The organism is Citrobacter sp. C5_2, from assembly GCF_014596845.2.
GTDB classification, from domain to species: domain Bacteria; phylum Pseudomonadota; class Gammaproteobacteria; order Enterobacterales; family Enterobacteriaceae; genus Citrobacter; species Citrobacter werkmanii.
The window spans coordinates 1,461,197-1,474,924 of record NZ_CP115032.1 but is presented as its reverse complement, the minus strand read 5'-3'; the positions used below and the strand labels follow the sequence as shown (position 1 = coordinate 1,474,924).

Below are 13,728 nucleotides of genomic sequence, written 5' to 3'. Positions count from 1 at the left end.
CCGTTATTCTTTCTCAAGGGAAAAACAGGCGCGCAGACGTTGATTGGTTAACAGCCAGACCAGCGCGACGATATCCGCAACCAGCAGCGCCAGTCCGATGCCGTTGACAGGATCGCCTGCCAGCCACATCGCCGGTTGCCAGCAAAGCAGCACCAGTTGCGCGAGAATCAGCAATCCGCGCAGCCAGCGCCACAAAACAGGAAACGCAAAACGCCGCCCGCTGAGTAAAAAAGCCACCACCGCGGGAACGCCGGGGAGCAACCCCAGCCAGAACGCGTTATGGTCGGGATAAAACAGATTCAGTAGCGTATTGCCCTGCTCCCGGGAAGAGCCGGCAATAACAAACAGTACCCAGGTGCGTGCCTGCAGCAGCAATACGCACCAGAACAGAAAAGGCAGGCGCAGACGCCCGTGACCGTCATAGTCGGCGGGGTGAAATTCAGTACTCTTCATCTTCGATCAAGCGCTTACCGAGATTGAGTACATCCGCATGTTCATAGCCCAGGCGTTCATACATCCCCAACACCAGATCATTATCCTCACGCACCATGATTTGAATCTTCGGACACCCGCGGGCGATGAGCTTTTTCTCCAGTCGGTTAAGCAGCGCATTGGCGATGCCGCGACCGCGAAACTCAGGATGCACGCCCAGGTAATAGGCCGAGCCGCGATGACCGTCGTATCCGCCCATCACTGTACCGACTACCTCGCCGTTCACTTCAGCGACCAGGAACAAGCTGACGTCATGATTTACTTTACGCTCAATGTCCATTTCCGGGTCATTCCATGGACGCAGTAAATCACAGCGCTCCCAGAGGGTGATCACCTCTTCGAAATCTTCCTGGCGAAAAACGCGTATTTCCATGGTATTGGTTACCTTTTCAGGACGTTAAAAAGCGATTATGGCGCGAACGGCTGATTTAGCCAATATCTGACGCGAAGCGGCGGAAAAAATGGCATAATACGGAATTGTCACGTATTGAAATGAAAAGTAAAACAATTCTTATCCCGATCCGTCGCAACGGACTACGCGATACGATATAACGTCTGGAACCTTTTTTTACAACTCAGGCCGTATGAGCACTTTTAAACCACTAAAAACACTCACATCGCGCCGCCAGGTGCTGAAAGCCGGGCTGGCCGCCCTGACGCTGTCAGGCATGTCGCAAGCCATCGCTAAAGAAGAAGCGCTAAAAACCAGTAATGGACACAGCAAACCGAAAGCGAAAAAATCAGGCGCTAAACGCGTGGTTGTCCTTGATCCGGGTCACGGAGGGATAGATACCGGCGCAATTGGACGCAACGGTTCGAAAGAAAAGCACGTGGTACTGGCGATTGCCAAAAACGTACGCTCTATTCTGCGCAATCAGGGGATTGATGCGCGCCTGACCCGCTCCGGCGATACATTTATTCCGCTTTACGATCGCGTCGAGATCGCCCACAAACATGGGGCCGATCTGTTTATGTCGATTCACGCCGACGGTTTTACCAATCCGAGCGCCGCGGGCGCATCGGTCTTCGCGCTGTCAAATCGCGGCGCCAGTAGCGCTATGGCGAAGTATCTGTCCGATCGCGAAAACCGCGCCGATGAAGTCGCCGGGAAAAAAACCACCGATAAAGATCACTTGTTGCAGCAGGTGCTGTTCGATCTGGTGCAAACCGATACCATTAAAAACAGCCTGACGTTAGGCTCGCATATTCTTAAAAAGATCAAACCAGTACACCGTCTGCACAGTCGCAGCACGGAACAGGCCGCCTTCGTGGTGCTAAAATCACCCTCAATTCCTTCGGTACTGGTCGAAACGTCGTTCATTACTAATCCGGAAGAAGAACGTCTGCTGGGTACGGCGGCATTTCGTCAAAAAATTGCTACCGCTATCGCCAATGGCATCATCAGCTATTTCCACTGGTTTGATAACCAGAAAGCACACTCGAAGAAACGTTAATCATGAAGCCCGATGCACAGCGCGTAAAACAGTTCCTGCTTAGCCTGCAGGACGATATTTGCCAGCAATTATCCGCCGTAGACGGCGCCGAGTTTGTTGAAGATAGCTGGCAGCGTGAAGCAGGCGGCGGCGGGCGCAGTCGGGTGCTGCGTAACGGCGGTATTTTCGAGCAAGCGGGCGTCAATTTCTCTCACGTCCACGGCGACGCGATGCCGGCCTCGGCCACCGCCCATCGACCTGAGCTTGCCGGACGCAGCTTTGAAGCCATGGGCGTCTCGCTGGTGGTGCATCCACTCAATCCCTACATTCCGACCAGTCATGCCAACGTGCGGTTTTTTATCGCGGAAAAACCGGGCGACGACCCAGTCTGGTGGTTTGGCGGCGGCTTTGACTTAACGCCCTACTACGGCTTTGAAGAGGATGCGGTACACTGGCACCGTACGGCGCGGGATCTGTGTCAGCCGTTCGGTGATGACGTTTATCCCCGTTACAAAAAGTGGTGCGATGACTACTTCTTCCTTAAACACCGCAACGAGCAGCGCGGCATTGGCGGGTTGTTTTTCGATGATTTGAATACGCCGGGTTTCGACCACTGCTTCGCCTTTATGCAGGCGGTGGGGCAAGGTTACACCGAGGCGTATCTGCCCATTGTTGAGCGACGTAAAGCGATGAACTGGGGCGAGCGCGAGCGTGATTTCCAGCTTTATCGTCGCGGGCGCTATGTCGAATTTAACCTGGTGTGGGATCGCGGCACGTTATTTGGTTTACAAACCGGCGGGCGCACGGAATCAATTCTGATGTCGATGCCGCCGCTGGTGCGCTGGGAGTATGACTGGCAGCCGGAAGCGAACAGCCCGGAAGCTGCCCTTAGCAAGTTTATTCAGGTCCGCGACTGGGTGTAATTGCCTGATGGCGCGACGCTTATCCGGTCTACAATCCGTAGGCCGGATAAGACGCAAAGCGTCGCATCCGGCACCATAATCTTATCACGCCCACTGCCGCATACGCTGATGCAACGTCAACGACGGTTTTTCCGCAAACAACTGCTGGTAGTCGGTAGCAAACTGCCCTAAATGCCAGAATCCCCACTGCATGGCGGCATCTTTCACCGTCGTACTCTGCGACCACGGGCTTATCAGCTCGCGACGCACGGCGTTCAGGCGAATACGTTTTAACCAGGCATTCGGACCAATACCCAGGATCGCGTGAAAGGCGTTTTGCAACGTCCGGCGACTAACGTGCAGTTGGTTACACAAATCGAGCACGGTCAGCGGCTCAGACATGTTTTCCAGCACATATTCGCGCGCACGTGACAACAGACGACGATAGCTCTGATGGCTGATGCTCTCAGCGGTTATGATCGGCTGCGCTTCTTCCAGCATAGTCCCCATCGCCAGCAACAGGTTATCGCCCAATACCTTGCGTACCGCAGGTTGACGCAGGTTTTCCGGATTCTCGCTAAACGTCGCCAGCGCCTGCTGCACAAAGCCCCATAGCGCGGCTTTGTGCTGTTCTTTGACTTCCAGCGCCGACTGGTTACGCAGCATATGCAGCACCCTTTCCGGGTTATGCAGGAAGTTGGCCTGACGGGCAATCGCCTCTTCCGAAATGACAACCCCCAGAATGGTGTAATCATCCGGCGTACTCAGTTCAAACTCCGTCCCGCCTGGACGGGTGGCAATTTCAGCACTGCCCAGACATTGGGCGCCAATAAATCCCTGTTCGCCGCGCGTGGCCGGAATACCAAACCAGAACGAGTTCGGCCAGACAAGGCATGACTGGCGCAGCGCGAGTCCGGTGTATTCACGGAAAACCTGAATATCGTCGAGCAGGATTTCCGTGAACTCGCCATGAAATTTTCCCGGATGCAGCTGGTCGTAAATCTGCTGCCAGGCGGTAATCGTCAGCGCGTGTTCATATACATCCGTTGTTCGCCGCTGGTGAACGTTGTCCACCTCTACTTTCGGCGTAAGTTTAACGTCTTCGGGTAGTGCTTCATGATAAAGATGGTGCAAGTTTGCAGTACGGTTCTTTTTCATGATCTTTTAAGCCGGAAGCTTCAGGGAAGCCCCCGGCCCTCCGACAGGTTAATTTTTTAAGCGATAGCGACTACTACGTTTACGCAACGCTCCGTCAGAAAAGAGCTGTTCCAGCGCCTTTCTGGCTTCATCAAGTGACCAGCCAAAGTGGGCAGCCACTTCCCCTGCCGTCATTCCTTGACGGACCGATGCCAACAGCGTCAGAAGTTGTGCAGAGGATTCAGACGTCAACGGGGCGTCCTGCGTCTTCTCTGCTTTTACGTCTGTTTTTACATCTGGCTTCTGTTCTGGTTTTTTCGGCTGGCGCTTAAAACCGCCGATCAGCCACTGGGTGTCATCGTCCGGTCGGCCTATCTCTTTACGGCTGATAACACGGCCTGTACGCGCTGCGGCGGCGCTGCCGGCATCAAGCGCTGCGCGGCACGCCGCCAGATCGCCTTCCACCACCAGCGTCAACCTGCCAGGATCGAGCACTTCGTGGCTCAGCAGACGTACGTTCGCGGCTTTCAGCATGGCATCCGCCGCGTCTACGGCAGCCACCATGCCATCCACTTCCAGTAATCCCAGTGCATTGATCATCACAACCTCTCTTACGCGCGCTGGATTGGATTACGGGCAATATCCAGAACGGCATCGGCAAAGGCGTTACATGCGGCTTTACAAGCGGCCTGGCTACCGGTCAAAAACGCTGCTGAATAGTTGGTTTCTGACGGCGGTGGCACGTAGGTCACCAGTTGTACATCGGCAGATTTCAGCGCCGCATCAATACCAAATGTTGCTTCCAGCGGCGGCGCCACCAGATACGCCATCGGATCGCCAAGTCGGCATCCCGCCGTCGCGGAAAGATACGAACCGGTACGCGAAACCACGTGCGCCAGGAAAGCGGTATCTTCTGCGTCATTCGCCCACTGGAACGCTGCGCCGCTTTCAATGTTGGCCACCATCGCGTCCAGACCCGCGCGAACTTCAGCCGGGTTGGGTCCACCGAGCATAATCAGTACTTCGCCCGAGGTTGGAGAGGGACTATGCGCCGCCCCGGCATACAGCGAGCGGCCATAAACCACTTCCACCATCGCCTGTTTTGTCGCTTCGTCTGCGGCAATATACGCCACGTCATCAGAGTCTGCTGTGATGAGTCCGAGGCTACGGATATGTGGCGGTAACTTAAGCTCACGGGCAAAACCGTCATTTACCGAGGCAATCACGCGCATTGCGGTGACTGAAGGTCTAATCAAATCTAATGCTGGCATGATGCCTCCTTAACGGGTCATATTGATGCCGGAGGCTTTTTGCTCCAGCATGCGCTTGGCCAAATCCACAATTACCGCCGCTGCTTCAACCGGTGGCGTACCGCCCTGGTGAATGTTCGAGATACAGGTACGGTCAGCTTCTACGGTCGTCGCAACGCGCGGCGAATAGACGGCGTAGCAGGAGAGACTTTCCGACTGACCGAGACCCGGCCGTTCTCCCACCAGCAGGATCACCGCTTTCGCGCCCAGCAGCTCGCCAATCTGATCTTCGATTTTCACGCGACCATAGCGAACGAAGAACGGGGTCCCAACCTTCAGTCCGGCCTGTTTTAAGCCCGACAACAATGGCGGCAGAATCTCTTCGTAGTTGGCGGTGATAGCGTCGGTAGACAGGCCATCAGAGATAATCACCTGCACATCCGGGTTCATCACACACTGCGATTTCAGCGCATCAATGGCTTCCGCGCTCAGACGACGGCCAAGATCCGGGCGCGTCAGATACAGGTTTTTGTCGCTGATTTCCGAGCGTACTTCCAGCAGTCCCTGCGCTTTTACCCACTCTTCCGGCACTTCTTTTAATACCGTATCTTTTGAACGCGAGTGGTCGGCCAGGAAGCGCAGTAACGCCTGGGTGCGCGGACGAGGACCGGCGCGACCGGTACATACACGCGCCGCGGTACTGCGCCGCAGTTCAGTCAACACCTCTGCGCGGTGCGGATTCTCAACGCCTATCCACGCTTTGGCTTCGGCTGAACCTAAGTCCATCGCACAACTTTCACCAGTCGGCGCGGCGCACTGCGTGGTGCTGCATTTTGCTGGTGCTGACGGTTCTTGAGCCTGCGGTTGAGACTCACCCATTGACGCCATTACGCTGCGTACAATTTCTTCAATCTGTTTTTGATCCATCGTGTTTCATCCCCGCATCATCAAAAGAACAGTGACGGATCGCCCGCCCGTTTGGTCAGGCGACCGTTTGCCATAATGCCCATGGTTTCCAGCCAGCGTTCAAATTCCGGCGACGGGCGCAGGTTCAGCAACTGGCGGACGGTCGCGGTATCGTGGAATGCGGTGGTCTGATAGTTGAGCATGATGTCGTCGCCGAGCGGCATGCCCATGATGTAGTTGCAGCCAGCGGTGGCGAGCAGAATCATCAGGTTTTCGTTAAGGTTCTGGTCAGCATCAGCATGGTTGGTGTAGCAGCAGTCGCAGCCCATTGAGATGCCGCTCAGCTTGCCCATAAAGTGATCTTCCAGACCGGCGCGAATGATCTGACGGTCGTTGTAGAGATACTCCGGCCCGATAAAGCCCACGACGGTATTCACCAGGAACGGATCGTAGTGGCGCGCCAGCCCGTAGTTACGCGCTTCCATTGTTACCTGATCGGCGCCGAAGTTTGCGCCAGCGGAGAGCGCCGACCCTTGTCCGGTTTCGAAGTAAAGGCAGTTTTCCCCGGCGATACGGTTGAATTCAGCGCCAACTGCGCGCGCTTCATCGAGCATTGCCAGCTCAACACCGAACTCTTTTAAGCCTTTCTCGCTGCCGCAGATACTCTGGAAGATCAATCCACCCGGCGCGCCGCGACGAATCGCTTCAATCTGGGTGGTAACGTGCGCCAGTACGCAGCCCTGGGTCGGAATGTTGAATTTATCGATAACGCCGTACACGGTATCGAGCACGCGGCTTAAGTTTTCCACGTCATCCGTTACCGGGTTTACGCCGATCACCGCATCGCCCGCCCCGAAAGACAGCCCTTCATAGATTTGCGCCGCAATACTCTGCACGTCGTCACGGGTGTCGTTCGGCTGCAAACGGCAGCTAAAGGTGCCCGGCAGACCGATGGTGGTGTTAGCCTTTTTGATCACCGGCATTTTCTTGCCGCCGTAGATCAGGTCCGCGTTGGAGCAGATTTTTGCTACCGCAGCGACCACTTCCGACGTTAACCCTTTGCGCGTAAACGCGATGTCATCAACCGAGGTTTCATCGCTCAGCACGTACTCGCGCAGCTCGCTGATACTCCAGTTTTTGATGCGGTTATAGGCCGTTTCATTGACGTCATCCTGAATCAGACGCGTCACGCAGTCCTCTTCATAGGAAATCACCGGGTTATTGCGGATATCCGCTACCGTCATTTCCGACAATACCTGCTTGGCCGCCACGCGTTCCTGTGAACTGGTTGCAGCTACCCCTGCCAGCACATCCCCCGAACGCAGTTCGTTGGCTTTGGCCAGCACCTCTTTAACATCCTTAAACTGATAAACATTGCCGAACAATGTGGTCTTTAGTTTCATAAGTCGTTCCCTCAGGAAGGAAATGCGAGTGATTTCACCGTCACCGGCACAACCGATCCGCCAAAAAGAGGCGTACCAATGTCGATATAGTCCCCCGCCCGGACAACCACCTCATCGATGACCGCCAGCGGGTGTTGCTGTAACTGTGGGCGTAACAGCATGCCCAGGGCTTTACCAAAATCCTGCTCGGCTACCACCAGCAGGGGATGCGGATTTGGATAGCGCGCGACAAAAGCCAGCAGCGCATCAATTACCGTTAACAGCGCGGCGTAGCGCACCGGCAGAGAACCGGGCAACGCCAGCACGTAGGCGTCCGTTTGCGGATCCAGATCGAGCTGCATTAACGCCTGTTGCCAGGCGGCCACCAAATCAGCCTCATCAACCGGAATCGCCACCGGCAGATTGCGCAGCGGAAGTGCCACGCCTTCCAGCCAGATGGTGCTGCCCGAAAGCGACAGCGTATGCGCCCCGGCACCAATCACCGTGGCACGCACAGTTTGCGCCGGGAACTGCACGTTCATCTCACGCAGGCGCGGATGTTCATGCAGCGCCGTGGCGAGCAGCGGTCCAATGTCGGAAAAACAGAACGGATCGGCAGGTTGGTTGCGGTAGCACTCGCCTACCCCGCCGGACAACGTAATCACTTCCGGCTTCACGCCCGCAGGCAGCAGACCGGTTTGCATCAGCGCCTGCGCCAGCGGTGAAAGCGTGCCGTCAATCACCTCCACAATCAGCGCCGCCATACGTCGCGCCACCGCAACCAGTTGCGCCGCATTGAGGGTTCGGGCGTCAAAGCCTGGACCAAATACGTCATCAACAATCATCTGTCCCGGCTGATGCGCGTGCACCACGTGCCCCTGACCGTCGGTTTCCAGCAGTCGCCCGCCGACGTTCAGACAGGCCGAACCACTGACTTTTCCGGCGTCGAACAGCGCATAGTTCGACGTCCCGCCACCGATGTCGATATTCAGTACACGGCACAACTTCTGCTCAGACAGCGTTTGCGCCCCCGCGCCGTGACCGGCGATCACCGACTCCAGATGCGGACCGGCGCTGGCAACCACGAAGTCCCCCAGCGACTGGGAGAGCGTCATTACCGCCGGGCGGGCGTTACGGGTTTTGGCGCTTTCTCCGGTGATGATGATCGCGCCGGAATCAACGGTCTCAGGTGCGATGCCCGCCGCCTGATACTGGGCAAGGATCAGTGCCTTAAGTTCGGCCTCTTTCAACCCGCCCTGCTTATCAACAGGGGTAAAGAACACCGGGCTTTGCCAGCTAATTTCGCGTTTGATGAATTCATAGCGCGGCACCTGCGACACAGCCGCACGGTTAACCAGCTCAAGGCGCGAGAAGATCACCTGAGTCGTGGTGGTGCCGATATCAATACCGACGCTCAGTAGCTGGCGAGTGTTCACGATTGCGCCTCCGGGTTGGTTTCCACTTCTGCTGGCACGTTTTCATCTTTCGGTACCAACAGCATAGCCACGCCAATCGCCGTTACGCCGCCAATCAGCTTGCCGACAATCATCGGGAAGATCATGGCGTTCATGTTGGCGGCGGCGAAACCTAAGTGGTCACCCAGGGCGAAGGCCGCGGAGACCGCAAAGGCGCAGTTGATCACTTTCCCGCGGGTATCCATATTCTTCATCATGCCGAACATTGGGATGTTGTTCGCCAGTGTCGCCACCATACCCGCAGCCGCAATGTTATTGACTTTTAACAGGTTACCGACGCTCATCAGCGGCTTTTCAAACCAGCGGGTCAGCAGCAGCACCATCGGGTACGCACCCAGCAGCACGCAGGAGATAGAACCGATAACTTCGATGGCGCGCATTACTTCACCCGGCTTGTCGCCCGGCGCCATGAAGATAGGGTCCAGACCCGGGATCAGCTCCCAACCAAGCAGGAATTTGATGACTGCCGCCGCCAGACCGAGGGTGATCAGCGCCACCAGAAATTTCGCGAAGATCTGAAAACCGTTGATCATTTTTTCCGGGATAAATTTCAGCCCCAGCGCCACCAGCACAGCAACGATGATCACCGGGATCATGTTCATCAGGATCAGCGCGAAGGTAAACTCCACCGGCTGCCCGTTGATTTCGACGCCGGAGTACATCGCGACCAATCCCCCCGCGATACAGCCAATCGGAATGGTGACGATACCGGCCAGCACGCCCAGCGCCAGATAACGACGGTCGGACGGTTCAATAATCCCCAGCGCAACCGGAATAGAGAACACCAGCGTCGGCCCCATCATCGCCCCAAGGATCAGGCCAGAGTACAGCCACGCCGCAACGTCGCCGCCCGCCAGTTCTTTCGCCAGGAAGAAGCCGCCCATGTCGCACGCCAGCAGCGTTCCGGCAAACATCGACGGGTTCGCGCCCAGCATTTCGTACAGCGGAATAATCACCGGTCCGAGCAAATGCGCCAGTACCGGCGCCAGCGCGGTCATACCGACCATCGCCAGGCCCAACGCGCCCATCGCCATAAAACCTTCTTCAAACTGACCGCCCGATCCCTCAATACTCTTACCGAATTTACCGAGGAAGCGCGCTGAACCGCCGAACTGCGACAGGATCCTGTCCACGGCGGCAATCAGCATAAAGAACATCATGATGTACATGATGATTTCGTTAATTCCCATAGCCCCTACTCCCTGTCATTTGTGATTTGTAGGCCGGATAAGACGTTTCCGTCGCTTCCGGCATTAACGCCGTGTTATTGCCGGATGGCAGTGCGAGCACCTTATCCGGCCTACAGGCATTACCCGGCAACCGCGTACAGGTCGATAATCTGCGCCTGCGTGGCGGTGCGTGGGTTACTGCGAATACAAATATCCTCCAGCGCGGCGTCAGCCCATGCGCTGTAATGCTCGGGCTTTGCCCCAACGTCAGAGAGCCGTTTGGTCTGGCCCACTTCGCTAATCAGCTCGCTGACGGCATTGATGGCATCGCGATCGTCCGCCTTCTTGTTGGTTAACGCCCGCCCGATATGGCTGAAACGCTCGCGACACACCATGCGGTTGAACCCCATTACCGTGGGCAGCAACATGGCGTTAGCCTGTCCGTGCGGGATATGCAGCGTAGCGCCCGGCTGGTGCGCCATCGCATGACACAGGCCCAGCCCCGCGCTGGAAAACGCCATCCCGGCCATACAGGAGGCCAGCAACATGCTCTCCCGCGCCGCCAGATCCTGCCCATAGCCGACGGCCTTCGGCAGCGATTTACCGATCATCGCAATCGCGCCAATCGCCAGGCTGTCGGTAAACGGCGTCGCGTTCAGGGCACTGTACGCTTCAACGGCATGCGTCAGCGCATCGATCCCGGTCATCGCCGTGACGTGCGCGGGCACACCTTCCGTTAGCGCTGCATCAAGAATCGCCACGTCCGGCATCAGAGACGCATGCGCCAGCACTTTTTTAAGTCCGGTCGCGGCGTCGATAATCACCGTGACATTAGTGGTTTCTGAGCCCGTTCCGGCGGTAGTTGGTACGGCAATCAGCGGCAAACGTGGGCGTAACGCGCTGTGCTCGGTCATGTCAGCCAGGGTCTGCGTGGGATTAGTCACCAGCAACGCCACTGCCTTAGCGGCATCCAGTATGGAACCTCCGCCAAAGGCCACCACGCCGTCGCACTTCGATTCACGCAGTTGCGCGACCGCAGCGCAGACATCCGTAATGCACGGTTCGCCCACCGGGCACGGCCACAGCGTCATCGCCACACCTTTCATCGCCAGGCTGCGTTCCAGCGCGGCGGTCATTCCCGACTGATGCAGGAAGCTGTCGACCATGACAAACATGTGCGTCAGTCCGCGCGTTTGTGCTTCCTGTCCGCAGGTACTGAGCGCTCCCAGCCCACAAAGGGTGACCGGTGGAACGCTAAACGTTTTTACGCGTTGCAGATTCAGGGTATCGAATGCCTGAAAGAGCGCGGTCTGCAATTCAGCTTGCATAGATTCCTTCCGCTTTTTCTTTTCCGCTGTTGGCAATCGCCAGCGGGGTCATAAACAGGCTGTGCTGAGGTAAATGCACCTGCAGTTCCGGGAAGCGCTTACGGAACAGCTCATCCACGCCCGGCTGCATGCAGGAACCGCCGGCCAGCCATAAATCGGTGACGCCCTGTCCGGCTATATGGTGAGCCACGATTTCCGCCATTTTTTCGTAGACTGGCTTAACCACCGGCCAGATCTCCTGACCGTTGCTGCGTTTATACTGTTCGGCTTCTTCCAGTTGGATACGGCGGTTCCCGGCCAGCGTCAGAGAAATGTGGTGCCCGCCGGTCGCTTCATCGGCGGAATACGTCACTTTGCCCTGCTTAACAATGGCTATCCCTGTGGTGCCGCCACCGATATCCACCACGCCAGCATTATCGAGTTGCAACAGATCCGCCACGGCGGTCGGCTCGTCGAGCACATGACTCACTTCAAGTCCGGCTGACTCCAGCACGTTGATGGAGATACGTGGGTCCGTGCCCGGTGGAAATGAGGTTGCCGCATGGGTAAATCGACAACCCAGTTGTTGCTCAAGCGTATCGAGATGGCGACGAACAATGGTCACTGCGCCGAAGAAATCCCAGACGATGCCATCGCGCACGACATCGGCCCAGTCGAGGCAAACCGCTACCGGCTGCCCGTCACCGTCGACGACCATCGACACCACATCACACGTCCCCAAATCAACGCCCAGCCATAGCGGTGATTCGCTCTCAGCAGGCGTCTGGTTGCATAGCGTGGCCGCTTTTTGCAGCCTGGGTGTCAGCCAACGTTGTTCGTCGTGCGCCATCTCTTTTACTCCTTATACAATTCTGAAGGCGTCCACCAACACGCAGCGACGCAGACGTACAAACGTACGCGCGCTGGTCACCCCTTCCCCGGTTGGCGTGGTAATGGTCATCGTGGTCCAGCCTTCGCCGCCAAGTCCCAGACCGGCAATACACGGCCCGTTCTTGACGAAAATGCTGGTATCAATAGCGTTCGCCATGCGGTTCATGTTGTCGATGTTGCGTGAGTGCATCGCCGCCGTATGGTGACAACCGCCTTCAAGCCTGACCGCCAGTTCAATGGCGTCATCGACGTTAGCGACTCGCACGACCGGTAGAACCGGCATCATCAGTTCGGTGACGGCAAACGGATGCGTCGCGGAGGTTTCGACGAATAACAGCCGGGTTTGCTCCGGTACGTTCAGACCAATCGCCGCAGCGATTTTTCCTGCGTCGCGCCCTACCCAGTCACGACTGACCGTGCCTTTACCGCGCTCATCGATATTTTTCAGCAGCACTGGTTGCAGCTGTTCAGCCTGGGCCGCGGTCAATTTCACCGCATGCTGGCTTTCCATCAGACGCATCAGCTCATCGGCGACACTGTCGACCACAATCAGCACTTTTTCGTCGGCGCAGATAATGTTGTTGTCAAACGACGCGCCTTTGACAATCGACTGCGCCGCGCGGGCCAGGTCGGCCGTTTCATCGACCACCACCGGCGGGTTACCCGCACCGGCGGCAATCAGACGTTTGTTGGTGTGTTTACGCGCGGCATCTACTACGGCTTCTCCACCGGTAACGACCAGCAGGCCGATGCCTGGGTACTTGAACAACCGCTGGGCGGTTTCGATGTCCGGGTTAGCAACGGTCACCAGCAGGTTTGCCGGACCGCCTGCAGCGACCACCGCCTGGTTAAGCAGGGTGATGGCGCGCTGAGAAACTTTTTTGGCCGCCGGATGCGGCGCGAAGACCACGCTGTTGCCAGCGGCGATCAGGCTAATGGCGTTGTTAATAACGGTTGCGGCCGGGTTGGTGGACGGTGTCACCGAAGCCACCACGCCCCACGGTGCGTTTTCAATCAGCGTCAGGCCGTTATCGCCGGTCAGGACCTGTGGAGACAGGCATTCCACTCCCGGCGTGCCGCGCGCCTGCGCCACGTTTTTGGCAAATTTATCTTCTACGCGTCCCATGCCGGTTTCTGTAACGGCAAGCTCCGCTAATTCTCTGGCGTGCTTTTCGCCCGCCTCACGTAGCGCCGCGATAGCCAGTTGGCGCATGGCGACGCTTTTCAGCCCTTGCTGGGCCAGTTTTGCTGCCGCCACTGCGTCATCCAGGGAGGCAAAAACGCCCATTTCTTGAACGGCACTGACGGGTTGGCTGCTGTCTTTCATTTTCAGCAGTACCGCTTTCACGACCTGTTCAATATCCTGTTGATTCATGATTTTCTG

Annotated in this window: 14 protein-coding genes; 2 read left to right on the top strand and 12 right to left on the bottom strand. The window is 57.0% G+C overall.

Annotation, left to right across the window (positions count from 1 at the left end):
* Positions 1-3 precede the first annotated feature (3 nt).
* Together ICA20_RS07155 and ICA20_RS07150 are read right to left on the bottom strand one after the other, a co-directional pair.
* Positions 4-453: a DUF2919 domain-containing protein gene (locus ICA20_RS07155; protein WP_038642510.1), complete on the bottom strand. Its 450-nt coding sequence runs from the start codon at positions 451-453 to the stop codon at positions 4-6.
* Entirely contained in the window at positions 440-865 is a 426-nt protein-coding gene (locus ICA20_RS07150) for a GNAT family acetyltransferase (protein WP_006683546.1), read from the bottom strand. The genes ICA20_RS07155 and ICA20_RS07150 overlap by 14 nt, the downstream gene beginning before the upstream one ends.
* Positions 866-1,076: 211 nt before the next feature.
* Between ICA20_RS07150 and amiA the strand changes: the two genes are divergently transcribed.
* Both amiA and hemF read left to right on the top strand, forming a co-directional pair.
* Positions 1,077-1,946 carry an N-acetylmuramoyl-L-alanine amidase AmiA gene (gene amiA / locus ICA20_RS07145; protein WP_038642512.1) on the top strand — a complete coding sequence of 290 codons (870 nt, stop codon included), beginning with the start codon at positions 1,077-1,079 and terminating at the stop codon, positions 1,944-1,946.
* A gap of 2 nt (positions 1,947-1,948) precedes the next feature.
* Positions 1,949-2,848 (top strand): oxygen-dependent coproporphyrinogen oxidase, encoded by a 900-nt coding sequence (gene hemF / locus ICA20_RS07140; protein ID WP_038642514.1) that lies wholly within the window; start codon positions 1,949-1,951, stop codon positions 2,846-2,848.
* A gap of 84 nt (positions 2,849-2,932) precedes the next feature.
* Here the strand turns inward: hemF and eutR are convergent, their stop codons facing one another.
* The 10 genes from eutR to ICA20_RS07090 all read right to left on the bottom strand — a co-directional run bounded on the left by eutR (position 2,933) and on the right by ICA20_RS07090 (position 13,719).
* The gene (gene eutR, locus ICA20_RS07135) at positions 2,933-3,985 is read right to left on the bottom strand and encodes an HTH-type transcriptional regulator EutR (RefSeq protein ID WP_038642516.1); all 1,053 of its coding nucleotides are present in this window, start codon (positions 3,983-3,985) and stop codon (positions 2,933-2,935) included.
* A gap of 48 nt (positions 3,986-4,033) precedes the next feature.
* Complete coding sequence (gene eutK / locus ICA20_RS07130; protein WP_038642518.1) at positions 4,034-4,564, bottom strand: ethanolamine utilization microcompartment protein EutK; 531 nt, start codon at positions 4,562-4,564, stop codon at positions 4,034-4,036.
* An 11-nt stretch (positions 4,565-4,575) separates the two neighbouring features.
* A complete protein-coding gene (eutL, locus tag ICA20_RS07125; RefSeq protein WP_003838537.1) occupies positions 4,576-5,235 on the bottom strand; it encodes an ethanolamine utilization microcompartment protein EutL in 660 nt (219 codons plus the stop codon).
* A 9-nt stretch (positions 5,236-5,244) separates the two neighbouring features.
* Positions 5,245-6,141, bottom strand: a complete 897-nt coding sequence (gene eutC / locus ICA20_RS07120; RefSeq protein WP_038642522.1) for an ethanolamine ammonia-lyase subunit EutC — start codon at positions 6,139-6,141, stop codon at positions 5,245-5,247.
* A 20-nt stretch (positions 6,142-6,161) separates the two neighbouring features.
* Positions 6,162-7,523, bottom strand: a complete 1,362-nt coding sequence (gene eutB, locus ICA20_RS07115) for an ethanolamine ammonia-lyase subunit alpha (RefSeq protein WP_003038029.1) — start codon at positions 7,521-7,523, stop codon at positions 6,162-6,164.
* Between the two features lie 11 nt (positions 7,524-7,534).
* Positions 7,535-8,938 carry an ethanolamine ammonia-lyase reactivating factor EutA gene (gene eutA / locus ICA20_RS07110; protein WP_038642524.1) on the bottom strand — a complete coding sequence of 468 codons (1,404 nt, stop codon included), beginning with the start codon at positions 8,936-8,938 and terminating at the stop codon, positions 7,535-7,537.
* Positions 8,935-10,167, bottom strand: coding sequence for an ethanolamine utilization protein EutH (gene eutH / locus ICA20_RS07105; RefSeq protein ID WP_038642526.1), 1,233 nt, complete (start codon positions 10,165-10,167; stop codon positions 8,935-8,937). The genes eutA and eutH overlap by 4 nt, the downstream gene beginning before the upstream one ends.
* Positions 10,168-10,286: 119 nt before the next feature.
* Complete coding sequence (gene eutG, locus ICA20_RS07100) at positions 10,287-11,474, bottom strand: ethanolamine utilization ethanol dehydrogenase EutG (RefSeq protein WP_038642528.1); 1,188 nt, start codon at positions 11,472-11,474, stop codon at positions 10,287-10,289.
* Complete coding sequence (eutJ, locus tag ICA20_RS07095; protein ID WP_038642530.1) at positions 11,464-12,303, bottom strand: ethanolamine utilization protein EutJ; 840 nt, start codon at positions 12,301-12,303, stop codon at positions 11,464-11,466. The genes eutG and eutJ overlap by 11 nt, the downstream gene beginning before the upstream one ends.
* 12 nt (positions 12,304-12,315) lie before the next feature.
* Positions 12,316-13,719 carry an aldehyde dehydrogenase family protein gene (locus ICA20_RS07090; protein WP_038642532.1) on the bottom strand — a complete coding sequence of 468 codons (1,404 nt, stop codon included), beginning with the start codon at positions 13,717-13,719 and terminating at the stop codon, positions 12,316-12,318.
* Between the last annotated feature and the right edge of the window lie 9 nt (positions 13,720-13,728).

Coding starts and splice junctions, on each gene's coding strand:
- hemF (WP_038642514.1), top strand. CDS start 1,949: ATGAAGCCCGATGCACAGCGCGTAAAACAGTTCCTGCTTAGCCTGCAG.
- eutG (WP_038642528.1), bottom strand. CDS start 11,474: ATGCAAGCTGAATTGCAGACCGCGCTCTTTCAGGCATTCGATACCCTG.
- ICA20_RS07150 (WP_006683546.1), bottom strand. CDS start 865: ATGGAAATACGCGTTTTTCGCCAGGAAGATTTCGAAGAGGTGATCACC.
- eutJ (WP_038642530.1), bottom strand. CDS start 12,303: ATGGCGCACGACGAACAACGTTGGCTGACACCCAGGCTGCAAAAAGCG.
- ICA20_RS07155 (WP_038642510.1), bottom strand. CDS start 453: ATGAAGAGTACTGAATTTCACCCCGCCGACTATGACGGTCACGGGCGT.
- ICA20_RS07090 (WP_038642532.1), bottom strand. CDS start 13,719: ATGAATCAACAGGATATTGAACAGGTCGTGAAAGCGGTACTGCTGAAA.
- amiA (WP_038642512.1), top strand. CDS start 1,077: ATGAGCACTTTTAAACCACTAAAAACACTCACATCGCGCCGCCAGGTG.
- eutL (WP_003838537.1), bottom strand. CDS start 5,235: ATGCCAGCATTAGATTTGATTAGACCTTCAGTCACCGCAATGCGCGTG.
- eutK (WP_038642518.1), bottom strand. CDS start 4,564: ATGATCAATGCACTGGGATTACTGGAAGTGGATGGCATGGTGGCTGCC.
- eutB (WP_003038029.1), bottom strand. CDS start 7,523: ATGAAACTAAAGACCACATTGTTCGGCAATGTTTATCAGTTTAAGGAT.
- eutH (WP_038642526.1), bottom strand. CDS start 10,167: ATGGGAATTAACGAAATCATCATGTACATCATGATGTTCTTTATGCTG.
- eutR (WP_038642516.1), bottom strand. CDS start 3,985: ATGAAAAAGAACCGTACTGCAAACTTGCACCATCTTTATCATGAAGCA.
- eutC (WP_038642522.1), bottom strand. CDS start 6,141: ATGGATCAAAAACAGATTGAAGAAATTGTACGCAGCGTAATGGCGTCA.